This window comes from Rhodococcus erythropolis NBRC 15567 (assembly GCF_001552595.1).
Lineage (GTDB): Bacteria > Actinomycetota > Actinomycetes > Mycobacteriales > Mycobacteriaceae > Rhodococcus_F > Rhodococcus_F erythropolis.
Genome location: NZ_BCRM01000029.1, coordinates 59,824 through 81,755 on the forward strand (window position 1 = coordinate 59,824; position 21,932 = coordinate 81,755).

Sequence of the window (21,932 nt, forward strand, 5' to 3'; positions counted from 1 at the left end):
TTCGAAGGGGATGCTCGGTGATCGACAACGACGACCTGATGTACCGCGTGGACCGGCACTACCTCGGTCCGACCGGTTATCCACTGCCCGTGCGGATCCGCTACACGGCCGGCATCGTCGGCGTGGTTGCTTTCGTGGTGGTGTTCGTGATCGGTCGCGGAATTCTGCACGTCCCGCTCGGGTTCAAATCGCTGATGGTGATGGCCGTGATCACGGTGTGGCTTACGACCCGGATCGCGAAGTTCGTCACCCCGGACCGCCCACTGCGGTCGGTTCTCAAGGCCGCCCTCAACGACCTCGTTGCACCGCGTCCACCGAAGCGCGGTGCACCCGTATTCATCTCGCTACCTCAGCGGTTGACTACAGGAGAACCTGCTGTCGTACCTGTTCGCCTCGACGGTGAGGATCACCGATGACCGTTCCCGAGAACGACATTGCGGCTCTGTTCGATCCGAAGCTCGACGACCCGGTTCCGGTCATTCCTCCCGGTGCCCTCCCTCCGTCGTGGGCGGCAGTGCAGTCGCATGCTCCGCATCCGGTGCGGGCGTGGTCCGAAGCCGAACCCGCACACACTCCGGATGGTTCTGAATACGACAACAGCGAGGACGACACCGACGGCCACACCTCCCCAGTGGCCGATCCGGAGCACGTCGCAGACAAAGCGCTCGGCCGTCAGCGTCGCCGCACAGGCAAGAAACGGGCAAAGTCGGCGACAGATCGCGACAAGGCAGCAGCGAAGAAACGTGCAGACCGCGAACGGAAAGCGGTACGCCTGAAACTGACCGGCACCTCAGCGAACATCACCCGCACCGCGACCACCTCCACTGCATGGTTCGTCCAACGCCAGGGGCCGTGGAATTTCCGCACCACCGGAAAGCAGCGCCGCTTCATCCAGGACGAAGCAATCATCCTGACCAACCTGCAGAAGGCCGGCGTCAGCACGCTGCATCGCCGCCTCGTGCGCACCCCGTTCCCCGTCGCACAGTGGGCAGTCGATCACGACACGTGGGCAACCCCGATTCCCGATGTTCCCGGCGCACTGTCATGGGCGGACTACCTGCGCGGGCAGCAGCACGCGATGTTGTGGTCCAACGCGACGATCAAAGGCCGCTACTGGGGTATCGAACTGCCGCAACGCTCCTCACTCGGCCAGGGGTTGGACTGGACCGCCCGGATGCTGCGCCACCTCGCTCACTGGCCGCTGCTGGGCAGAGTGTGCACCGGGGTGAACAGCTGGGCCGACGACGCCTTCGAACGGGAGCAGAAGGCCCTTGCCGATCACCTCGCCACACTCGAACGAATCATGTCCGGCCGCGGTGTGAAAGCAACACCCGCCACACCGGCCGCGATCGACTACTTGCTGCGCCGATCAGCGACCATCGGTCTACCGCTGGAAGCTGGCGGTGCGATCGCCGGCGCCGGAGACTGGGAAGAAACCGACGTCGCCGCCCTCGAAGACCTCACCGACCTCTCCCTCACCCCAGGCGACGGGTACACCACCGTCTCCGGCATCGTCGACGGCCGCAAGTACACCGGCGTGGTGATCGTGCTGACGATCGGCCGCATGGCTCCCCTACCGATTCCGGAACGGATGTTGCCGTGGCAGATCATCGGGGACCCGTCCGGTGAACCTCTCGAATGGTCCGATCGCATCAAACTGCACGACAAAGCGAAAACGATCCGCACCATGCGCTCGCTGACCGGCAAGATCGAATCGCAGTTCGACCACTACACCGTCGAACACGATCAGGTCCCGCCGAAAGAGTTGGCGGAGCAGCACGCCCGCGCACAGGACGTGATCTCCGACGTCGAAGAAGACCATTCCGGACTCTCGACTCGAACCACCGGGTGGTACCGCCTCGCGGTGGTCGGCACCGACCCCGACGATGCGCGGCAGAAAGTCTCCGATCTGCAGGAGATGTACTCACCGCACATCTCGCTCGAACAAGAGCACGGCCAATACCAGTTGCTGCGCGAGTTCATACCTGGTGAGCCGCAAGCCAACATCGCCAACAAACGGCACATGGATGTCGAAGCAGTCGCCGCCGGGATGGCGACCGTCAGTGACCGGATCGGTGACCGCCGCGGTGTCGTCCTGGGCGAGACCGGATCCATCTCACCGCGCCCGGTGATCTGGGACCTGTTCGCCGCGCACGAGATCAAGCACAAGTCCGGGCTGACACCGATCGTCGCCGTACCCGGTTCAGGAAAGACGTTCCTGGCAGGCATGATCGTCTACCAAGCCGTCAGAGCCGGCGCGCACGGCGTTGTCCTCGACCCCTCCGGTCCGCTCGCAGCGTTGGCCGGACTACCGGAGTTTCGCGACATCGCCCGCGTCTACGCCCTCACCGGTCGCGATTCACGCGCTGGCGCCTTGAACCCCTACCGCGTGATCACCGATCCACGTCACGACGATCCCGAGTACGACGCCCGCAACGTCGAGTTCGCCCGGGATGCCGATCCGTTCGCGGCGGCGCAGTCGAAGTTCGATGCGGATATGCGTGCAGCCGCCGCCGAGCGCGTCGAGGTCGCCGTCTCGGTGCTCAAGATGATGCTCACCGAACGGCATCTGCATCTCGAGCACACAGAACCCGTGCTGCACATGGCCGCGAACATGGTCGGCGGCGACAGCAACCACAACCTCCGAGAAGTCTTGGCCGCGATCCAGTCCATCGGAGTGAGCGATCCGGACCAAGCCGTCAAAACCTGCGCGAACGGGCTGTACCAGCAGCTCAGTCTGATGTCGGAGCTGACCGAGGCACGTGTGCTGTTTCCGGAGGAAGGCACGATCGGGGGCGGAGCGGATGCATTCGACGCCGACATCCGCCTGACGATCCTGACGATGCCAGGCCTACAGCTACCGCCCGAAGGCACGCCGTCCTCGCAGTGGACACCACAGCAACGGATGACGGCGCCGTTGATGCACATGGCCGCGTGGCTGGCGAACAGACTCGTCTACGAAAAGCCTCGCCACGTGCGCAAGGTGCTCTTCCTCGACGAAAACAAATACCTCGAATCCACCGGTGCCGGCCGCACCCTCAACCTCCGAATCGCCCGCGACTCACGCAAATTCAAGGTCCGCGCCCTGGTCTGCTCGCAACTTCCGGATGATTTCCTCGGATTGGACGGCAGCGACGACAAGACCGCCCTGACCTACGAGGTGTTCGTCGGTGACGTCGGCGGTGATCCGCATGCAATCGAAGGTGCCCTGAAACTGCTCAAACTTCCCACTGGGCAAGGGTTCGAGCAGTTCCTCGCTGAACTGGGCAGCGGCGGCGAGGACACTCTCGACGAGGACACCGACACCTCCTACCAGGACGAAGCGCGGCGCTGGATGATCCGGATGGCCGACGACGTGGAGCTGGTGCGTTCGAGCTGGATTCACTACGTGCATCTCGCGCATGTGTTCGCGGCGCTGAATTCCTCGTCGGCGAAGAACGCTCTCGGCGGCGCCGCATGAACACCATCAGGAGGCTCAATCCACCCTCTACAGAGCTGAATGAAGTAATCCCTCATCGATCGCGCGTTCGGGCGCTGACCGTCAATCTGGCGCGGGTTCTCGCCGTTCTGGCGTTGGCGCTGGTGCCCCTCGTCGCCCCGGGTGGGCCGATCGCATCTGCCGGCGGATTCGACTGCAAAGACGTCCCCTCCCCCGAGTTCCCGAACTCGGTCATGGCTGCCGAGTTCGATTCCTCGAGCAAAGACCGCGAACCGAAACAGGGCGGCACCGGCTACGAAACCTACGGGTGGGCCGGATTGCGCTGGTACACCTACGACCTCGGCTGCGGCAACGACCTGGTCCGCGCACCCGACGCCGTCGCGGACACCACCCTGGGCAACACGTTCCTCGCAATCGGCAAGGGATTCGCAGCTGCCGCGTTCTGGCTCGACGACCAGACGAAGACCGGTGCAGCTGCCGAAGAGGCCGGGATCGCCCCGGCGATGGTGCAGTTCGACCAGATCGTCGCCTCGATCTCCAACGGAATGCTCGGTGTCTACGGAACGTGGCTGGGTGTGGCATTGATGGTGGTCGCGACGATCATCATCTGGAACGCCCTCAAATCGAATGCCGCGGCCGTGACCCGCACCGTCGCGATCGCCGGCGCTGCAATGGCCATCGGAGCACTGTTCGTCGGCGCACCGCAAAAAGCCATCCAGGTCGCCGACGACACCTTCGGATCGGTCATCACCGACACACAAGGTCAGATGCTGTCCGTGTCCGGAAACACCGGAGACCCCCGCAATGTGCTGATCGACAAGATCTTCCTCGACGACTGGCGCAAAGGATGGTTCGGGACGAACTTCAACGACCAGGAACTGCAACTCGGACCGAAGCTCCGGAATTCCCTCGCGTTTTCGTACGCGGAGCAGCGAGAAGTGGCCGGCGACAACGAAGCCGCGAGCGAGCTGGCAGACACGAAAGCGAAAGACTTTCAAGAAGGCATCATCGACAAACTCGACGGATTGAACCTCTCGTACGGCCAGTTCCAGGGCAAGGACTCCGGACGCACCGGCACAGGGTTCATGGCGATGATCAAACTCGCCATGCCCTCCATCCTCTGGATCGGCGCATCCATCCTCAAACTCACTGCGCTACTAGCCATTCGACTCGCAATTCTCTTCGCAGCGATCTGGGTTCCGATCGCCGCCGCACACGGCGGCACCCTCTCGCGCGTGTGCCGCATGATCGCCACCGCCTACATGTGGGGCGTGGCCGGCGCAGTCATCATCGCGCTGTACCTGATGGCGCTGGTCAAGCTGTACGACACCGACAACGGTCTCGTCGACGGCACGTGGCGGCTGTGGTTCATGGTCATCTTGACGGCGGTGTGCTGGTTCATCATGCGCCCGTTCAAACGGATGACTCAGACCTTCACCCAGAACCAAGCGGGCGCACTCAATCGCAAAGCTCGTCACGCGCAGACGTCGATGAAACAGAAGTTCTTCAAGGCTGGCAGCGCCGTCGTGGGCGGTCCCGCAGCGTCGATGGTCGAGGAAGGTGTCGGCGCGCTTCGGAAGGCGACCAAACGCGGTGGTGACCTCGACAAGGATTCGGTGACACCAGTGCGTCCGGAAGGACGCGAGTTGAATCAGCGACGCCGGCACGAGGTCGACAAATCGCGTGTCGAGGCACGCAAGACGATGGATCGCCAACAGCGTCTGACGGATTCACGGAAGGACGCCCAGGACGTGCGGCGCCGAAGCCTCGCCGGTACCGCCAAGAGTTCCGCGGGCACCAAGCGGCCCATGTCGGATCGACCACAAACCGCCGGTCCCGCTGCCAAACCTAGCCCCACCCTCGCTCGACAGCTGATCGGAACCGAAGCCGGTTCACCGCGCAGCACTTCGTCGGTGAGTGAGACATGGGACGGAGGCCCGCGGTCGAGTATCGCGCCGCTGAAGGTGTTCACACCGCCCTTGCGGGATGCCCCCACCGGAACTCCGATGCCTCGATCGGGTGCGACGCGCTCGAACTCGGCGACTCCTCCGCGGTCGACGGCACGACTGTGGACGCCGTCGTTGACCTCAGCAGGCACTTCATCCGATTCGACCGACAGGTTCAGCTGATGCCTTCCAGCACAGCCAATCCCGTCGTAGCACCGATCCGGCGGTGGGTTCTCTATTCGCGCACCAATCTGATGATCACGATCGTCTCTGCGTTCGGTGTGCTGTTCGTGGCGGGAGCAGTGTTCGGCCAGTCCCCGACCCCGTCGAACACCGCCTCCACCGCATCAACGACAGGAGCAGCGTCCGCGACCCCGGGTGATCTGAGCTACGAGTTGACCGAAGTGACCGAATCCTCCATTGCCGGCAAGTCGATCGCGTCGGTTGCCGAGAGCGCACCGGCGACAGCGATGGCCTACGCGCACGTCTACGTCGATCAGTCACTCTCGAACAGCGAATGGAAGACCAAGCTGGGCGTGCACACCTCCGAAGCGCCCGGCGTGACGGTGGTCAATGCCCGCCCGCTCGTACCGGTCGCGATCATCGGCCCGACGCGCAGTGAGATCGTGGCCGGCACCGGCGGCGAGAGCGCCGTACAGGTCATCGTCCCGACGCAGGCCGGGAATCTGCGGATCACGCTCAAAGTATCGGGCACCGACAAGGGGTCGACATGGCAGGTCCAGACGCCGCTGCCCACCCTCGACCGCAGCGAGATCGACAAGCTCGGCGTACCTTCCCTCGCGAGCCCACCGACCTCGGAAGCTGCTACAACCACCACGACGCCGACATCGACGTCCTCGCCGAGCACTACCTTGACCACGTCGCCGACATCGACCACCTCGGTCGCTGTTCCCTCGGCGGACCTCGAGCCGGCGCCTGTTCCCGTCCCTGGCCCCATCCCGATTCCCGACCTCGACACACCGCTCCCGGGAACGCTGTGAGTCGCCGCCGTGCAGCGGTAGCCCTGATCGTCACCGCGGCCACCGCCGCGATCCTGGGGCTGTCCGGATGCACCCAGCAGCCGGTGATCCCCCACAACCGTTGCAGCGGAAACTCATCGAACGAGCGAGACGACAAGGGATCCTCTACGGGAAACATCGAACTGAAAGCATCGGGGCCGATCACCCAGCCAACGAAGGAGGGAACGACGACTTTCACGTCCCCGTTCGGGCCTCGCTGGGGAACCGAACACAAAGGCGTCGACTTCGCCGGCTCCGTCGGGACACCGATCTACGCGGCACTCGACGGTGTTGCGGTGAAGGCCGGGCCCGCATCCGGGTTTGGGAACTGGATCGTGCTCGACTCGCTCGTCGGCGGAACACCCGTGAGCACCGTCTACGGCCACATGTTCGACGACGGTGTCCTCGTCAAGGAAGGCCAGCAGGTCAAGGCCGGCGATCACATCGCGAATATCGGAAACAACGGCCAATCCACCGGCGCACACTTGCATTTCGAATACTGGGACGGCGGACGACTGCAGGACGGAACCGCCGTCGATCCGATGACCAAACTCGGCGGAGCGCCCTCCCCCGCCGGCGAAGCCGGCAGTGATTCTCCTGCCATCGAGCTAGCCGCGTCGTCATCGGCGATCGACTGCGGCGGCTTCGGCGTGGCGGGTGGCGGCGATCTCAAAGCCGGATCCGTTCCCCCAGAGATGGAACCGTGGTTCCGCAAGGCCGGATCGCTGTGCCCCCAGATCAAGCCCTCGCTGCTGGCCGCAGATGCAAAAGCCGAATCCGGCCTGGTCCGTGGCCTGACCTCCGCGAGCGACGCTAAGGGAATCACGCAGTTCATGCCGCGAACATTTGCTTCTTACGGCCAGGACGACGACAGCAACGGCAAGATCTCGATCTGGGACGACGGGGATGCGATCATGGCTCAGGGCCGATACTTCTGCGCTATCGCGGCGCACGTCGACGGATGGATTGCCGACGGATCGGTCAAGGGCGATCCGAAATCGCTCTATATCGCTTCCTACAACGCGGGTGAAGGCGCGGTGAAGAATGCGGGCGGAATGCCCAGCGGCGGTGACTACACCACCCAGACACAGCCCTACGTCGCGAAAGTCCTTGCTTACGAAGCAGAATTCGCAGCACCCGGCGGTAGTGGGGAGCTGGTTGTCTCGCCTGGTTCGGCGTCCGGATCGCAGGTCGTCGACGCTGCCCGCCAATTCCTCGGCACCCCGTACGTCTGGGGCGGCGGCAACATCAACGGCACTACCGGCGGTGGATTCGACTGCTCCGGACTGACCAGTTACGCCATCTACCAGGGAAGTGGAAACAAGATCACCCTGCCCAGGACATCCGAACAGCAGTGGAACGTCGGAGTCGAGATCCCTATCGACCAAGCACAAGCCGGGGATCTGGTGTTCGGTTCGTGGGCCGGAACAGGTCCGGGGCACGTCGGCATCGCGATCGGTGGAGACCAGATGATCCATGCTCCCACTACGGGGGACGTCGTCAAACAAGCTCCACTGCAGAGCGATATGAAAGCCAGGAGGGTTCTGTGAGCAACGCACGCAGGCTGGTTCTGCTTGCCGTCGCTGTCCTCCTCGTCGGGGGGCTGGTGTACTTCCTCTCCGGTCGGGGCAACGAGACGGAAACCGAGACAGCTGAACAGACCGCCCCGTCACCGGCGCCGCTGACCATCTCGATTTCGCCGGCTCCGACAACAATCGACGTCACCGAAGATCCGGATACGGAGCGAGCCGAAAACATCGCTCGCCAGGCACTTTCCGTGGCGTTCACCTGGTACCCGGCAACGGACCGTAGCCCCACCGACGGATACGCACGCGCCCGGGAATGGTTCACCGACACCCTGGCACAGACCCTGCTCGTCGACACGCACACCGAACGAGGCCCAGGAGCACAGTGGAACCAATGGGCCTCCGACAACGCCAAAGTGGCCGCCAACGTGACCCTTGGATGCTCCGGCTGCCCACCCGACACCGACGCACTCATCCACCGAGTCGCAAGCATCCACCAAACCGCAATCAACGAAAACGAAACCAGGGCTGTCGCAACCGATACCACGGTTTGGGTGACCCTCACCAAAGGTGGCGACCAGTGGCTCCTCGACACCATCCGCTACTGACCACCACTCCCCACCGTGGCTGTACGACAAAGGATTCGTACCGATCGACTATGTTCGTACTAACAGGAACGAACCACCGAAAAAGACTCAGGCACAAACGTTTTCAGGAGAAACTGACCCGAACAGGCCCGCGAACCCACATTGGAGGGAAACACACATGAAGCGCACCACCACCGCCATCGCAGTCACCGGGATCCTCGCAGCACCCCTGATCCTGACCGCATGCTCGGACTCGACATCCGCCAACGACAACGGCGGCAGCGCCACCACCAGCGCAAACAACGGTCGTGCCGGCACCGTCACACCAGCTGAATCCTCCTCGTGGCGAGGAGACCTGGTAATCGGAGTCGGCGACCAACAAGCCGACGACAAAATCACACTCCCTGCCGCCAACCAGGTCCACGCACAGTGCATAGGCGAAGGCGACAACCTCACCGTCGACATCACCGAGCCCAACGGCTGGCATGCAGTCCTCACCCACGGATCCCAAACCGTCACCATCGAAAACCCTCAACTGAACTACGCCGCGCAAGAATTCACGACTTCGCAGAGTTCACTCGACCACGAAATCGCTTTAAACGAAAAATTCGGAACAACCAACCAGTTCCTCAGAGGCGTCACCTGGGACGTCCCCCAACCAGGTGACGTGGAGATCCAACTCAACGAGCGAACACCCCCACACTGGGTGATCAAATCAGCCGAAAAGGTTAACCTCGCCATGCATGTCGATTGCAACTCTCACTAGCAACAGCGAAAGTGCGGTCCGACGCGATCAGTTCCGGCATCTATCGAGTCACAAGATCGCCGGACTTCTCATTTTGGACTATCAGAGATTGTGGTCCGGGTCTCGTTGATATCCATCCGAGATATATCCCACCAAGAAGAAGCAGTAGTCCGACCGAGCCCCCGATTGCCGGGCCGTAATCCGTACCCCACCGGATTTGGTCTCGATACATGACGGCTCGTTCGATCTGTTCGTGCTGCGTCTGGGAATCGAGTTTGGGGGCTACATCGATGATCGTGATGGTTTCAGGGGCTAAAGCAGATGTCGCAAAATATTGACTATAGTGTTGCTGCACTTGGATTATGGCGCCGGAAATGGGTTCGACTGACAGTTCGCGCGTGATGCCATAGAAACGCTTCATGGTGACTGGGCTTGTTCCTGTTTTCCCCCAACTGGAGGCGGGCAATGTGATCTCCGTACCAATCTCCACGGGCGCGATTTCCTGACGGAAGTTGTAGACGTCAACGCCTTCAATTTCACCCTCCGCGATGAAGGTCGCGTCATAGGTATCCCGCAGTGTCGAGTCGAAGTACGGATACGTTCGTTTCTGAGTGTCGAACGGAAATTTGAATTGAAGTCCCTCATGGGCAACAACTTCCGCCGGTTTGTCCATCACGGTCTGGATCGAGCCGATCGGCTCCTCGACCGGGATCGCCGAGATCCTGTCGACAGTGGAACGATCGATGCTCGCATTCACAATCGCTGCCGAACCGACCCGATCGTCCCGCACCATCTGAACCGCCGACTGCAGGGTCACCACGTCGGATCCCGACGGATCTTCGGCAGTGACGCGCTGCTGGACTGTGATCGGAACATTGCTGTCCACAACCAATTTGCCCTTCGCTAACGCCGCAGCATCGAGCAATACTGCAGTACCCGTCGACACTGTTGCCGCATCGATGCTCAACGGAATTTTCACCAGCTGCCCCTTGGCATAGGTGGGCGCCAACGCACTCATTGTCAGCAGAAAACCTGCCGCCGCAATAGCCACGCAGGCAGCGCTTCGACGTGAGGGGCGCAAGTTAGGCGACATTCGGACGACCCTAGCGTGTCTTGTGCTCGACTGTGCGAGCCCGTGACTGCGCTAGTCTTGAGCGCCCAGTTGAGCGATACCAACAACAACGACTACGGTGTTCGGTTGGGGCCGTAGGGGATACTCGGTGAGGAGGTGCCCCGAAGTGGCAGACAAAACCGTCGCTCGAGCAGTCGAGCGCCTGTTCCGCATTGCCGTAGGCGACGAAGCGCGAACCCTTGAAGGTATGGCCGAAGCATTGTCGCGCGACCGCGGACGCCCACTGACCGTGCTGGACGACGCAGTCCTCCCGCCCGGTGTATTTGGTCAATGGATCCGACACCACGACCGCGATGAAGTGTCCTGTGCAGGGTGGGTTCATGCTCGCGACCGAACGATTGCTCATGAGTTGGGACATATCGCGTTGAACCACTCCGGCAGACCGGCCATCGATTTGGCCACCGACTTCCTCCCACCCGCGTTGCGTGATCTTGGAACTCTGATGCTTCGACGCGATTGTGTGGACACCGTCTCGACGGAAGAAGCCGAGGCTGAAGCATTCGGGAGTCTGCTTCTGCGGCGGCTTCACGTCACACGTCGCGCGCAGAATCCTTCGGTTCGTTCACGACTGGATGAGGCACTCGGTTGATCACTGCTCTCGCGGCGGCAGTACTCGCCATTGCAGCGGCCACCCGGATCCAGCGTTGGTGGTTTTCCAGGTCGTGGACTCTGGCAGGCGCAGTCATTGTTCTACTGTGCATGTCGATTCATATGGCGCTCAACGTGAAAACGGTCGAGAGCGCTGTCAGAGTCACACTCGGGGCTGGAATACCCGGCACAATCAAAATGCTGCTCGTCTGCGGTATCTGCGTCGGCACCGCCATTGTGTTCACAACCGTCACCAGCTCCCGGCATCTCAAAAAGCTACTTTGGCTACATATTTCACTCTCAGTTGTCACCGCAGCGCTCTCTTTCTACTTCTTCTTCAAGACTCCGTGGCCGGCATCGAACCCCGACAACCGGACTTTCGACAACCAATACGCATTTCTTCCGGGGTACGCAGAGGGCCTGATGCTGGGCATGGCCTATCCGTTTCTGTTGTGCTTGATGGTGACAATCGTCGCTATTCGGCAAGCAGACCGGCGGACGGCAACCGGCTGGGGGCTCATCATCATTTCCCCCGGAGCCGCTGCACTCAGCGCATACGCCGCACTCCGAATTGGCTACCTGGGGTCGGCCCGGTGGGGACTGATCGATCCGACCCCGACACCCTTTGCGATCTCGCGCCTCCTGGCCGTTGTCGGCGTTCTCTTTGTCGCAGCGGGAGTCTTGGTTACAGCGATGGGAACTACGCTCGTCTCACGAGCGCAACTTCGGGCCTTTGACGACCTTCGCTCCGAGCTACTTGCCCGTTGGCCTGGTGCCCTACGGCCATCCGAGGCCGGAAGCGGCGCCGCTGATCGGGCCGCCGATCGCGCAGCGGAACTGCTGGACGCGCTGAGCTTGGAGGCCAAGAGACAGGCTCTACCGAACCAAGGTGCAGCCTTGAGCCGGACAGAGGTGGCACATGCTGTTGCGGAATGGATTATTACTGATCGGATTCCGGAGGGATTGGGATCGGACAATCTCCGAGCACGGGCAGCTACTTCAGATGTCCGTTGGGCGCGAGAACTGGGTGATGCGTACGCCCGTAAAATCGAGCGAAAGTTAGTCCTTGAGCAATGACAGAAACACGAGTACAGGGAAAAGCCTCAGGACACGACCGGATCGCGCGGTTGCTCACCGAGATTGGCGCACCCTGGGTCATCAACATCGTGACCTCATTGATCCTCGGGTGTTCCATCGGGGCGCCAGGATGGGGAATCTTCGTCGCGATCTGCACAGGTGTGGTCCCGATGGGCGTCATCCTCTACGGGATGCGAAAGTCGAAAATCGGCGATCACCACGTCACCAGCATCAGCGAACGACACCTTCTCATTGTCATACTGCTCGCAGTTGCTTTGGGTGGGTTGATCATTCAGATTATCGCGAGCGCACCCATTCAAATGATCGCGTTCATGACTGCCGGCTTATCGGCGCTTGTGGTGGCTGCATTGATCACTAGCGTTCTCCACTGGAAAGTCAGTGTGCACACTGGAGTTTCAGCCGGGGTCACCATAGTTTTGGCGCTTGCGCTGTCACCCTGGTGGCTACTTGCTCTCACATTGACTCCGTTAATCGGATGGTCACGGGTTCACCTGGGAGATCACACCAAGGGCCAGGTGATCGTCGGAGCTATCGCCGGAGCGGTCACAACGGGGATTGCATATGCATTGATCGCTTAGAAACTAGTCATCGTCAGACTGCATCATCTTCCGAAACGGGTTGTAGGCACGTGCTGCAACCTGCTGACCTTCACTATCGCGAACATCCTGGATCCAGGCGATGGTGTGCTTGACCAACTCATACGTTTCTTCGTCACTGAAGTAGTCCATCGGAACATGAAAAACATTGCAGATATCGCGAACTGTTTCTATGCCTGGCGACTGACGCTTACCACTCAGCAGTTGAGACATGTACCCGGTAGTCATCTTGCCGCCGCCGAAGCGGATTATGTCCACAACTTCTGTTTGCGTGTACGGACCACGATCTCTCGGGTGCACCGTGTCGAAGAGATGTCGGAGCCGTTCTGCGAATGTGCTCATCGTTCGTCCCTCCGTCCTCAATCGCCGTGCCGAATGGGCGCACTGGTCCAATGTTCAATTTCCAATACTGGCAAGTCCCGCTACCCAACGCAACTTGCAATAGTAAGTTTTCGGTTTTAGGCTGACCTCGACCGTGAGGGGCAGCAATGATTTACAGAGTCAGGACCGACAGGCGGTGACCCACCGCAGCCGAAACGGCGTAACTTCATCAGTCAGCACGACAGCGAAGGCGACCAAAGAAAAGCCTGGACCTAGGCGGGCGCCTCAGGCCCCCGATGACGAACCCGCATATGCGCAGCGAGCAACTCGTCAACCGAGACACCTAGAACCGGGGCAAGTTTCTCCGCCACGACGTCTGACAACGGAATTTCGCCCCGCTCGATGCCTCCAACGATCGGTGTCCGCAAGCCGGCCTGCATCCCAAGTTGCGGTTGGGTTAAACCCTTCAAGACGCGCCAATCACCCGGGTACCTGTCATCCTCAGGCACTTGCACGATATCGGCGATCTCTACACCCAACTCCGCCACCACAGTCGCCAGAAGATCAACCTGCGGAGAGGAATTCGACTGCTCCCAGCGCCGGATCGTCGTTTCACCCACTCCCGCCCGCCGCGCCAATTCCGCACGTGACATCCCCGCAGTGCGGCGCGCAGCCACAAGACTTGACGGGGAAAACCCCCGCATCACTCGCCGACTCACAGCCAGCACCCTTCGCATCTCGTTGTCATTAGTAGACACTGTGCCGCCTCCTCGATACCATTCGCACACGCGGCTATTTTTAGATGACCGGTTTTAGATGGCGGTCAAGTCGTAGTCAACGACCTCAAGGGAGACAACTAGAGCAAAAAACGGAAGAGTCCCCCAGTCGCGCCAACGACCGAGGGACCAGACCAAACGGGATGCAACCCGTCCAGCATTTTCTTCAGATGCAGAAAGGATTCTGCGATGTCTATCTTAGTGGACCCATCAGGTCCGGATGACGTGTTCCGCAATCGGTATGCCGCGTTATCGACGTTGACGCTTCGTCGGCTTGTTGCGCGGCATTCGTCGATCGGCGGGCGTTGCGATGGTTGCGGTTTCAGTGTTTCGGAGCTTGTTCCGTTGTGCCCGGAGGCTGCGGCCGCGTTGCGTGAGTTGACGCACCGTGAGGGCAGGGGAACATCTGCGGTCGAGTTGCCGCAGTTCAGCACTGACGATCTTCTTCGGGTTGCTGCTTCGCATCATCCTGATCGGGTTGGTCGGTGCGCGCGGTGCGGGTTCGTTTTCTCGCCGGAGTGCGATGTGTGCCCGACTGTGCGAGCCGTTCGTGTGGAGTTGGAAGTTCGGGGCGTGGTGCCGATTCGTGGTGCCGAGCCGGGCAAGGGTTTGTGCGCGGGGAAGTCACCGTCGTGGGAGATGGATGGCCGCACGGTGGTGGAGTGGCGCCGCGCAATCTCCTCGTGTGAGGCGTGCCCGTTGTTGGCGCAGTGCCGCATCGATGCGGCCGCGTCGGCGGAACGTGGGGATGGCCCGCAGCGAATGATCATGGCGGGCAATGCGTATGACAGTCACGGCAATATCGTCGACGGTGAACGCTTGGGCCTGTACGAGTCGCTGACGACAGCAACGCGCCGTCGCCGAGATTCGGAGGTGGCCGCGTGAGGGCCACGGTGCCGCCGCCGACTGTGTTGGCGTGCGCGGTCGATCCTCAATCGTGGGATCTGGATGAGGGTTCGTATCGCGCGGGTGTGGATGCGCAGGCTGAGTGTTTCCGGTGCCCGCGTTTGGCGGATTGCCGGAAGGAGTTGTCGTCGATGGTGGCGGCGGATACTCCGCCTCGGTCGATGATTTGGGCGGGTGTGCCGTTCAGTCATCGTGGCCGGCCGATCACCTCGGATGCGATGTTGCGTTCGTACTACCGGCGGGTCGACGGGCATCGCGGCACTTCTCGTGGGACCGCTGCGTGACCCCGACAATGGGGTCGTTCGATCCGGTCTTCACACCGCCGCTCGACACGCCGGCATCGGAAGAATCCGCGGCACTGATCTTGAGGACATTCGAATCAGCGTGGTCCGTGTACGGAGTCCTCGCCGACACGCACGGCCATGTGCCGGTACGCGACTGCTATGACCGGTTGTGGATCCTCGTCGAAGTCGCCGGCCGCCTGCGTAGTCGCCGCACCTTCATTCACGATCATCCGCACATCGGTGACTCACCGGATGTGTACGGGTTGATCGACGTGGACTCCCGCGCAGTTCTTCATGCCCGCGATCTGATCGACGCCCACGGCCCGTTGCGGGTCGACCCCTCCCATGCCCCGGTCCTCGCACCTCTCCGTACCGGTGCGACGGATTCCGCGCACCTTCCCACCTGCACATCAGTCTCGTTCGACGTCACCCGATTGGACTGCCCCACATGACAACACACCGCTTGCTCGACGAACTGAACAACCCCCACCGCCCCCTCCCGGACATCATCTACGGGATCAGTACCGGGGCCCTCCCCTCCCCTGCCTCGACCGGCCTTCCCTCCGAACGATGGCAATGGCTCGCGCACCTCCTCACCCACCCGCTCTGGGGAATGACCGCGATCGTCGACGGACTCGACCACGTCTGCGCCCCCGTCGCCCGACTGTGCCAACTCACCGCCCACCCCATCCACCCCCTCAACGTGCGAGAACTGTGGGCCGCAGAACAACTCCCCACCACCGAACTCATCGCAGCGCATTCACCGCACGCGGACGGTCACTGGGAAGTCCTCAACACTGCACTGGAGCTGATCACCGACGGACTCGACCACTGCAACGGACTCGAGACCTCCGCGATCGAAGCAGTCACCTCAGCATTCACCGCCGTCATCACCACACAGGACCCTGCCACCGCCCGCGCAAGTATCACCGCGGCCGTCGAACACTGGATTCATCCCACACACACCACCACATCGTCTGTTTCCACACAGTTGGGGGCAGCATCATGACAAAAACACCGCATCGCTCACCGCTGATCGAATCCATGATCAGCACCGCCTCCACAGCGCTCCTGAAAGAAGTAGGCATCACCTTCCCCACCGACGCCGAGCTGACCGAGGTACGACAACTCGCCGAAACGATCGTCCGGGACACCGTCGACGCACTCGCCGGCCCTCGCGATCTGTCGGTCGGGTTGCGCGACAACCTCATCGACGTGGCAGATCTCGTTGCCTCCGATCCGGAAACTGCGTCGGTCGATCAGATTCACGAAGTCGCGGTTGCACTGCGCGGGCTTCTGGATCTGCACATCCACGTTCACGCGAACCATTCGTGATTGCGCTCGTTCTCGCTGTCGCGTTGGGGTGTGCAGGTGTTGTGGGAGCAGTGTTTTCGCTTCGCCCCACACGCTCCTGACATTCGAAACCCGACAGATCCGCACATCGGGGCCAGCGTCCGTCACAGACCGCCAGCGGCAACTGACTTCAATAAACACCAGGCCTGACCCGAACACCGCCGAAAAGAGAGGCAACGCCACCACCCAGCATGACATCCGAAAAACCTTGACACACAACTCCATAGACGCAGTCCAGAAACGACGAAACCCCCTTACGGGGGTTCGCCACACACTGAGCCGAATCAACAGCAAGCCAGGCCCGGCTCGCTGTCACTGATGAAGCCGAAGAAACCACTCCGCCTTCTGTACTGCACTACTTCTTCACTCACATGAAGGGATTTACCTGTGACAGGTACATCTCAGGGTAACGCACACCCTGAACCAGCTTCAACACTTCCACAAAACACAATCCCCGACCGCTCACCCTCAACGCGCCACGCCCCAGTCTCCGACGACGAATGGGCCCACGCCGTACAACAAGCCACCCAAAACGTCGCCCGCATCGAAACACTCAACCGAACAAGCAACCAACGCGGAAACTCCTGGTCCCTCCCCACCCCCGACGGCACCTACAGCCGTACCCCCACCTGGACCAGCCGCACACACTGGCAACACCAAGTCCGCACCCTCCTCAACTCCCCCACCGGCACAACACTCTGCACAACCCACACCATCAGCACCGAAGCCGTCTTCGCCGTCGCCGTCATCCACGCCTCCCTCGCCGAAAGCGCAACCGGACGATCAGTGACCGCCTCACGCGAGACCATCGCCCGCCGTGCAGGAGTGAGCACCTCCACCGTCAAACGCGCCCGACGAGTCCTCACAGCCCTCGGAGTCGCGGTAGAACTCGTCCGCGGCCGCTACCTCAGCCGCCTCGAAGCTATGGCCGCGGAATCACACCACGGCCACCGCCAATTCCGTGCAGCCTCCACCTGGGCACTCACCACACCCCATCCAGTAATCACGACCATCACCCCTCCCTTCACAAAACCCAGAAAACCCACCCGAGCCACACTGCGCACCAACGCATACCGATCCAGAACCACCGCACGGAACCATCCACAATCCGGCACCCGTGACCCCCTATCCCCCTCCGGGGGATTTGCACTTAAAGCTCTTGCTTTCAAGATCTCACCAACGCGCGCACAAGCACACGCGGGCAAGACGACACACCAACCAACAACCACACCCCGACCCATCCACCTCCAACGCGCAGCAGCCGAACTCATCGCCCACGCACCAGCACTGAAACCAGCCGGCCACATCGGAACAATCTGCGACGCCCTCCAACAAACCGGAATCGACACCGCCCGATGGACCGGCCGCGACATCGCACACCAACTCACCACAGACACCCAACAACGCGGCTGGTCGTGGCCCAGCCACATCCCACGACCGTCCGCATTCCTACGCTGGCGACTAACCCACATCGACTGGGCCGCACCCACCCCCACCGAGCGGAACGACGAACACAACCGCACTCGACGCGCTGACCAGCTCACCCGACACGCGGAACTACGCGCACGCGAGGAACGCGCCGCCTCTGACGCAACCCGAACAAAAGCACTCCAGACACTCCGGAGCGCTTCTACCCCTACGGCCGATCTGCGGCCGGCATGATGCGCCACCATCGAAGCCACGTAAACGCCTTCCACTCGAAAGAGATCCCGCGGGGGCCGCATCAACGATCCGAAAAGCCGAATGCATCTCCACTGAAGCATGTTTCACGAATGGTCGTGGCCGAAAGATCCCAACGGCGAAGGCGCGAGGTTGCGGTAGCTCCGCTACTCGCACCGACGTACACACCCGGACGCGCTCAACGCCTCCGACCAAACGGATGTTCTGCATGTCGTTCCCCTTGCTGTGAAAGTGACCGGGCCTCGTGCCCCGCCAATTTTTTTCGCCTGCTGGCAAAAGGAGAATCATCGCGTCGGTATGAGGGGGCCGGAGTGCCACCCCTGGGCCGAGAAAATTTTGACAGGAGCTTGCGAGTGGCGAAGATTTTCTCGGAGCCATCGGCCGGCGCCGCGCCGCCAGGGGTTGCGCGCAGGTCACCGCCGACGAGAATCGGAAGGCCAGAAGTGAATCTCAATAGCTTTTGTCAAGCACGGCCGAAGGCCGTTCCCATCTCCGGCGCGGCACGCGGCGCGGGGCAAATGCCCCGAACGCGTCCGCTACTAGTAACGAAAAGGTGCCTGACCGTGTCGCCCCGCTTGACTGAGACAATCTCTCAGAACGAATAATCGATTTCCAGCATCGGATGAAGATGAAAGAGAGTGCTCCGTGACCTATTGGGCGGTTGCTCGGCCAGGCTCGGGTTCCGGCGAGGTTCTCCTACGCGATGGTTACGTCGTTGGTGATGATGCTGCGATCGCGCAGATCGCCGAGGAAGGCGTGCAGTTGGCTGTGTCCGAGGACGGATCGCGGCCGATGATCTGGGTGTCCTTGGGAAGCGCACATGCCCGTGTGCCAGGATTCGGCGATCAGAGTCTTGACCGCGCTGAACTCGAAGCCGATATCCGCAGGTGTGTCACCGAGGAAGAGAACGCACAGCGCCGCGCTGCTGTCGAGGCGATGATCGAGGGTTCTTCGCACGCGCGAAGCGCCGTGCATTCAACGACGGCGGGTTCGGTTCGTGATCAGTGGAGCCGGATCTCCGATTGGCTGCGAGTCCACTTTCCCGGCACGACGATCACTGGAGCCGACCGCGACAGTGTCGATGCCGCGATGGCGAAGACGGGACAAAGTTGGCCGGCCGAGTTGATCGAGCTTTACACCTTGGTCGACGGAGTTTCCGACGACCGGTTGCTGGGGTTGCTCCACCGTTTCGCGTTTCTCACGTTGGACGATGCCATCTGGCATTGGGAGTCATCGACTCGGATTTGGGACGAGAGTGCTCGCTTGTACGGCGGTGGGCCTGTTGACGCGCCTGCCGAGGCTGGATTTCAAGCCGACACCTTCATTCCGGCTTTCGTCCCCTTCGCGGGACTCGACAGCAACTTTTTGTGCGTTGACACCCGACCTGGACCCATGCACGGCTGCGTGACCGAATTCGATAAGACGGGAGCGGACGAGCCTGGACCACAGTGGGTCTCGATCAGCGCCATGCTGACCGATCTCGCCGACAGCCTGACCACCTCGAAAGCGTTCCACGACGGCTGGTACTGGACGACAGACAACGGAGCGCTCGAATGGGAACCTGACCGCACCTGGCGACTCAGGCAGTGTGTGTTGCAAGCCAACTCTCACACCCCGTGACCGAGTCGCTCCAACTGGACACGCATCGCGTGGACCGGATAGCCAGAACTGAAATCAGCTCATCCCAGTGACGCCCGCAGTGCGGTCTGATCTACGGCCCAAACTGCGGTTGAGAGGGCCGCGCCCATGTTGCTGAGGCTAAACTCCGTGGCCATGAGCGATCATTGCCTGTTCTGCGGCATCGTTGCCGGCACAGTCCCGAGCGTGAAAGTGGCCGAGGACGAGACGACGTATGCCTTCATGGACATCAATCCGGGCTCGGACGGTCACATACTGGTTATTCCCAAGCAGCACAGTAAAGATCTGTTCGAGATCCCGGCCGAGGACCTGACCGATGTCACTCTGGCCGCGCAGCGAATCGCGAAGGCAGCGGTCGCGGAATTCGGTGCAGACGGGGTGAACCTGCTCAACTGCTGCGGCGCCGACGCCTGGCAGACAGTGTTCCATTTCCACCTGCACGTGATTCCGCGTTACGTCGACAAAGCCAAGGATCGACTGGTGCTGCCCTGGCAACCGGGAACCCCCGGCGACATGGAGGCGATCGCCACTCTGGGCAGTCGACTCTTCACCGCCCCGGACGGGCAGCTTTCCACCGTCTTGGATTGACTCGGGCTGTGCACCGTCTCCGCATGGATCTGTTACTCAGGCGGCCGATGCAACAGTCGGCTCCGGCCGATAGACCGCGTTGTCGCGGAGCATCGCCCACAACACATTCAACCGCCGCCGGGCCAACGCCAGAACGGCTTGGGTGTGCCGTTTCCCTTCCGCACGTTTACGCGCGTAGTAGGTCTGCGACGGCACGCAACTTCGAACGCTCAACTGCGCGGAGAGATAGAACGCCCGCAACAGTCGACGATCGTATCGGCGTGGGCGCCGCAGATTTCCGCTCACCCGACCCGAATCACGTGGTACCGGGGCAAGTCCAGCGATCCCGGCCAATCGGTCCGCGGTCCCGAATGCGGTGAAATCGCCGCCGGTGGCGGCGAGCACTTCCGCCCCGAGTACCGGCCCGAAACCGGGCATCGACTCGATCACCTCCGCATGATGATGACTGCGGAACCGTTCCTCGATATCACGATCGAGCTCGGCCATCTCCGCATCGATGTTCATGACCTGCACCGCTAATTTCGCGACCGTGGTCGCTGCTACGTCCTGGCCGGCAACTCTCACATGTTGTGACTGCGCCGCGGCGATCGCCTTCGCTGCGATCTGGGTGGCGTTGTAGGCCTTACGTTTCCGCAGCCATGCCTGCAACCGTGCCTGGCCGAGCCTGCGGATCCCGTCCGGCGTCTGATAGCCCGAGAGCAAGATCAACGTCGCTTTGACGTTGCTGATGTCCAACGCCCGCTCGAGGGCCGGAAAGTAGGTGCCCAGTAGTGCACGGAGTCGGTTGATGGTGCGGGTACGGTCTCGCATCAGATCGGTACGCCTCGAGGTCAGAATGCCCAGTTCGATACTGATCTCGTCGCCGGCCCGCATCGGGTGCAGGTCGCGGCGCATCCGCGCCTGATCGGCGATAATCGCGGCGTCCTTCGCGTCGGTCTTGCTGTCCCCGCGATAGCCACCAGCGGCGTGATGGACCACCCGGCCTGGGATGTAGTGCAACCGTTGCTCTCGTTCGGCCATCAGCGCGATCAGCAATGCAGCACCACCGTTGTTGAGATCCACCGCCCACGTCACCACACCTCCACCCGAGAGGCAGAGGGCGTCGTCGATCAAATCGCTGAGTTCGGTTTCGTCGTTGGCGACGCGATGCGAAAGCAATCGCGTTCCCTCGCTGTCGATCACCACACAGTGGTGGTGCGCTTTGCCTGCATCGATTCCTGCCCATAGTTGCCTCACGAGCGCTCCCTTTCACTCTCGTTCCGTCATGGATCGGGCTTGCACCTGGGTGGACGACCTCTCTGTCGTGTCCTTAAACAGCGATCGAGTCGCATCTCTCAATAAGCAGTCGAGTCGTCGAGAACACCGCGGCGGCCACTCACTTCCGGCCATACGAACAGCGAAAACAAATAAGCCATACCGCAGCGTCCCCAGGCAGCTCCGAACCTACGAGCAACAACCGGAAACCGCCCCTCAAAGACGTTAAGGAAAACAAATCAATGCTTTTCACAGAACGGAGCGCAGCGGAGTTCATTTCGGGGGACACCGAAGGTGGCCGGCCGCCGGGCAGGCGTCACCTTTCCGCCGGCAGCGTGCAGTCGCGGCACTCCCACTGACCACCGAAGCGGGTACAGGTGCGGCGCTGCTCGCACAGCCAGCACCGTTGATTACGTCGGGTCAACACCTGCGCTGCGGTCGCGGCTGGCCGTGGGG

Annotated in this window: 22 protein-coding genes; 18 read left to right on the forward strand and 4 right to left on the reverse strand. The window is 61.7% G+C overall.

Going from position 1 to position 21,932, the window contains the following annotated elements; genetic code table 11:
• Positions 1-17: 17 nt before the first annotated feature.
• The 7 genes from RE4_RS26620 to RE4_RS26650 all read left to right on the forward strand — a co-directional run bounded on the left by RE4_RS26620 (position 18) and on the right by RE4_RS26650 (position 9,283).
• Positions 18-416, forward strand: coding sequence for a hypothetical protein (locus RE4_RS26620; protein ID WP_024487967.1), 399 nt, complete (start codon positions 18-20; stop codon positions 414-416).
• Positions 413-3,460, forward strand: a complete 3,048-nt coding sequence (locus RE4_RS26625) for an ATP-binding protein (RefSeq protein ID WP_024487966.1) — start codon at positions 413-415, stop codon at positions 3,458-3,460. The genes RE4_RS26620 and RE4_RS26625 overlap by 4 nt, the downstream gene beginning before the upstream one ends.
• Entirely contained in the window at positions 3,457-5,568 is a 2,112-nt protein-coding gene (locus RE4_RS26630) for a hypothetical protein (protein ID WP_230544145.1), read from the forward strand. Before RE4_RS26625 ends, RE4_RS26630 begins: the two co-directional genes overlap by 4 nt.
• A complete protein-coding gene (locus tag RE4_RS26635) occupies positions 5,568-6,386 on the forward strand; it encodes a hypothetical protein (RefSeq protein ID WP_024487964.1) in 819 nt (272 codons plus the stop codon). The genes RE4_RS26630 and RE4_RS26635 overlap by 1 nt, the downstream gene beginning before the upstream one ends.
• Positions 6,383-7,954 (forward strand): peptidoglycan DD-metalloendopeptidase family protein, encoded by a 1,572-nt coding sequence (locus RE4_RS26640; protein ID WP_024487963.1) that lies wholly within the window; start codon positions 6,383-6,385, stop codon positions 7,952-7,954. Before RE4_RS26635 ends, RE4_RS26640 begins: the two co-directional genes overlap by 4 nt.
• A complete protein-coding gene (locus RE4_RS31700) occupies positions 7,951-8,538 on the forward strand; it encodes a hypothetical protein (protein ID WP_024487962.1) in 588 nt (195 codons plus the stop codon). The genes RE4_RS26640 and RE4_RS31700 overlap by 4 nt, the downstream gene beginning before the upstream one ends.
• 157 nt (positions 8,539-8,695) lie before the next feature.
• On the forward strand, positions 8,696-9,283 hold the full coding sequence (locus RE4_RS26650; RefSeq protein ID WP_024487961.1) for a hypothetical protein: 588 nt from the start codon (positions 8,696-8,698) through the stop codon (positions 9,281-9,283).
• Between the two features lie 40 nt (positions 9,284-9,323).
• Here RE4_RS26650 and pgfA read toward each other — a convergent pair whose 3' ends face one another.
• Positions 9,324-10,313, reverse strand: coding sequence for a cell envelope lipid trafficking protein PgfA (pgfA, locus tag RE4_RS26655; RefSeq protein ID WP_049941023.1), 990 nt, complete (start codon positions 10,311-10,313; stop codon positions 9,324-9,326).
• A 187-nt stretch (positions 10,314-10,500) separates the two neighbouring features.
• Here pgfA and RE4_RS26660 point away from each other — a divergent pair, with 187 nt between their 5' ends.
• The 3 genes from RE4_RS26660 to RE4_RS26670 are packed head-to-tail and all read left to right on the forward strand — an operon-like array spanning position 10,501 to position 12,658.
• Positions 10,501-10,983, forward strand: a complete 483-nt coding sequence (locus RE4_RS26660; protein WP_024487959.1) for a hypothetical protein — start codon at positions 10,501-10,503, stop codon at positions 10,981-10,983.
• Positions 10,980-12,059, forward strand: a complete 1,080-nt coding sequence (locus RE4_RS26665) for a hypothetical protein (protein ID WP_024487958.1) — start codon at positions 10,980-10,982, stop codon at positions 12,057-12,059. The genes RE4_RS26660 and RE4_RS26665 overlap by 4 nt, the downstream gene beginning before the upstream one ends.
• On the forward strand, positions 12,056-12,658 hold the full coding sequence (locus RE4_RS26670) for a phosphatase PAP2 family protein (RefSeq protein WP_024487957.1): 603 nt from the start codon (positions 12,056-12,058) through the stop codon (positions 12,656-12,658). Before RE4_RS26665 ends, RE4_RS26670 begins: the two co-directional genes overlap by 4 nt.
• A gap of 3 nt (positions 12,659-12,661) precedes the next feature.
• Here RE4_RS26670 and RE4_RS26675 read toward each other — a convergent pair whose 3' ends face one another.
• Together RE4_RS26675 and RE4_RS26680 are read right to left on the reverse strand one after the other, a co-directional pair.
• Entirely contained in the window at positions 12,662-13,018 is a 357-nt protein-coding gene (locus tag RE4_RS26675; RefSeq protein ID WP_019749738.1) for a helix-turn-helix domain-containing protein, read from the reverse strand.
• A 251-nt stretch (positions 13,019-13,269) separates the two neighbouring features.
• Positions 13,270-13,734 carry a helix-turn-helix domain-containing protein gene (locus RE4_RS26680; protein ID WP_080666669.1) on the reverse strand — a complete coding sequence of 155 codons (465 nt, stop codon included), beginning with the start codon at positions 13,732-13,734 and terminating at the stop codon, positions 13,270-13,272.
• A 228-nt stretch (positions 13,735-13,962) separates the two neighbouring features.
• Between RE4_RS26680 and RE4_RS31115 the strand changes: the two genes are divergently transcribed.
• The 8 genes from RE4_RS31115 to RE4_RS26720 all read left to right on the forward strand — a co-directional run bounded on the left by RE4_RS31115 (position 13,963) and on the right by RE4_RS26720 (position 20,222).
• Positions 13,963-14,658 (forward strand): hypothetical protein, encoded by a 696-nt coding sequence (locus RE4_RS31115; protein WP_127160080.1) that lies wholly within the window; start codon positions 13,963-13,965, stop codon positions 14,656-14,658.
• A complete protein-coding gene (locus RE4_RS31705; RefSeq protein ID WP_080666668.1) occupies positions 14,655-14,963 on the forward strand; it encodes a hypothetical protein in 309 nt (102 codons plus the stop codon). The genes RE4_RS31115 and RE4_RS31705 overlap by 4 nt, the downstream gene beginning before the upstream one ends.
• Positions 14,960-15,415, forward strand: coding sequence for a hypothetical protein (locus RE4_RS26695; RefSeq protein WP_024487952.1), 456 nt, complete (start codon positions 14,960-14,962; stop codon positions 15,413-15,415). Before RE4_RS31705 ends, RE4_RS26695 begins: the two co-directional genes overlap by 4 nt.
• On the forward strand, positions 15,412-15,972 hold the full coding sequence (locus RE4_RS26700) for a hypothetical protein (protein ID WP_024487951.1): 561 nt from the start codon (positions 15,412-15,414) through the stop codon (positions 15,970-15,972). Before RE4_RS26695 ends, RE4_RS26700 begins: the two co-directional genes overlap by 4 nt.
• The gene (locus tag RE4_RS26705; RefSeq protein ID WP_024487950.1) at positions 15,969-16,298 is read left to right on the forward strand and encodes a hypothetical protein; all 330 of its coding nucleotides are present in this window, start codon (positions 15,969-15,971) and stop codon (positions 16,296-16,298) included. Before RE4_RS26700 ends, RE4_RS26705 begins: the two co-directional genes overlap by 4 nt.
• 405 nt (positions 16,299-16,703) lie before the next feature.
• Positions 16,704-17,978 carry a helix-turn-helix domain-containing protein gene (locus RE4_RS31120; protein WP_127160079.1) on the forward strand — a complete coding sequence of 425 codons (1,275 nt, stop codon included), beginning with the start codon at positions 16,704-16,706 and terminating at the stop codon, positions 17,976-17,978.
• A 663-nt stretch (positions 17,979-18,641) separates the two neighbouring features.
• Positions 18,642-19,616: an SMI1/KNR4 family protein gene (locus RE4_RS26715; RefSeq protein WP_024488119.1), complete on the forward strand. Its 975-nt coding sequence runs from the start codon at positions 18,642-18,644 to the stop codon at positions 19,614-19,616.
• 153 nt (positions 19,617-19,769) lie between these two features.
• The gene (locus tag RE4_RS26720; RefSeq protein ID WP_024488120.1) at positions 19,770-20,222 is read left to right on the forward strand and encodes an HIT family protein; all 453 of its coding nucleotides are present in this window, start codon (positions 19,770-19,772) and stop codon (positions 20,220-20,222) included.
• A gap of 36 nt (positions 20,223-20,258) precedes the next feature.
• Here RE4_RS26720 and RE4_RS26725 read toward each other — a convergent pair whose 3' ends face one another.
• Positions 20,259-21,458 (reverse strand): IS110 family RNA-guided transposase, encoded by a 1,200-nt coding sequence (locus RE4_RS26725; RefSeq protein ID WP_196232054.1) that lies wholly within the window; start codon positions 21,456-21,458, stop codon positions 20,259-20,261.
• Positions 21,459-21,932: the final 474 nt, after the last annotated feature.

Bases quoted from the DNA above. Each gene is read 5' to 3' on its own strand.
- RE4_RS26625 (WP_024487966.1), top strand. From the start codon at position 413: ATGACCGTTCCCGAGAACGACATTGCGGCTCTGTTCGATCCGAAGCTC.
- RE4_RS26630 (WP_230544145.1), top strand. From the start codon at position 3,457: ATGAACACCATCAGGAGGCTCAATCCACCCTCTACAGAGCTGAATGAA.
- RE4_RS26635 (WP_024487964.1), top strand. From the start codon at position 5,568: ATGCCTTCCAGCACAGCCAATCCCGTCGTAGCACCGATCCGGCGGTGG.
- RE4_RS26650 (WP_024487961.1), top strand. From the start codon at position 8,696: ATGAAGCGCACCACCACCGCCATCGCAGTCACCGGGATCCTCGCAGCA.
- RE4_RS26670 (WP_024487957.1), top strand. From the start codon at position 12,056: ATGACAGAAACACGAGTACAGGGAAAAGCCTCAGGACACGACCGGATC.
- RE4_RS26675 (WP_019749738.1), bottom strand. From the start codon at position 13,018: ATGAGCACATTCGCAGAACGGCTCCGACATCTCTTCGACACGGTGCAC.
- RE4_RS26680 (WP_080666669.1), bottom strand. From the start codon at position 13,734: ATGCGAAGGGTGCTGGCTGTGAGTCGGCGAGTGATGCGGGGGTTTTCC.
- RE4_RS31115 (WP_127160080.1), top strand. From the start codon at position 13,963: ATGTCTATCTTAGTGGACCCATCAGGTCCGGATGACGTGTTCCGCAAT.
- RE4_RS26700 (WP_024487951.1), top strand. From the start codon at position 15,412: ATGACAACACACCGCTTGCTCGACGAACTGAACAACCCCCACCGCCCC.
- RE4_RS26705 (WP_024487950.1), top strand. From the start codon at position 15,969: ATGACAAAAACACCGCATCGCTCACCGCTGATCGAATCCATGATCAGC.
- RE4_RS26720 (WP_024488120.1), top strand. From the start codon at position 19,770: ATGAGCGATCATTGCCTGTTCTGCGGCATCGTTGCCGGCACAGTCCCG.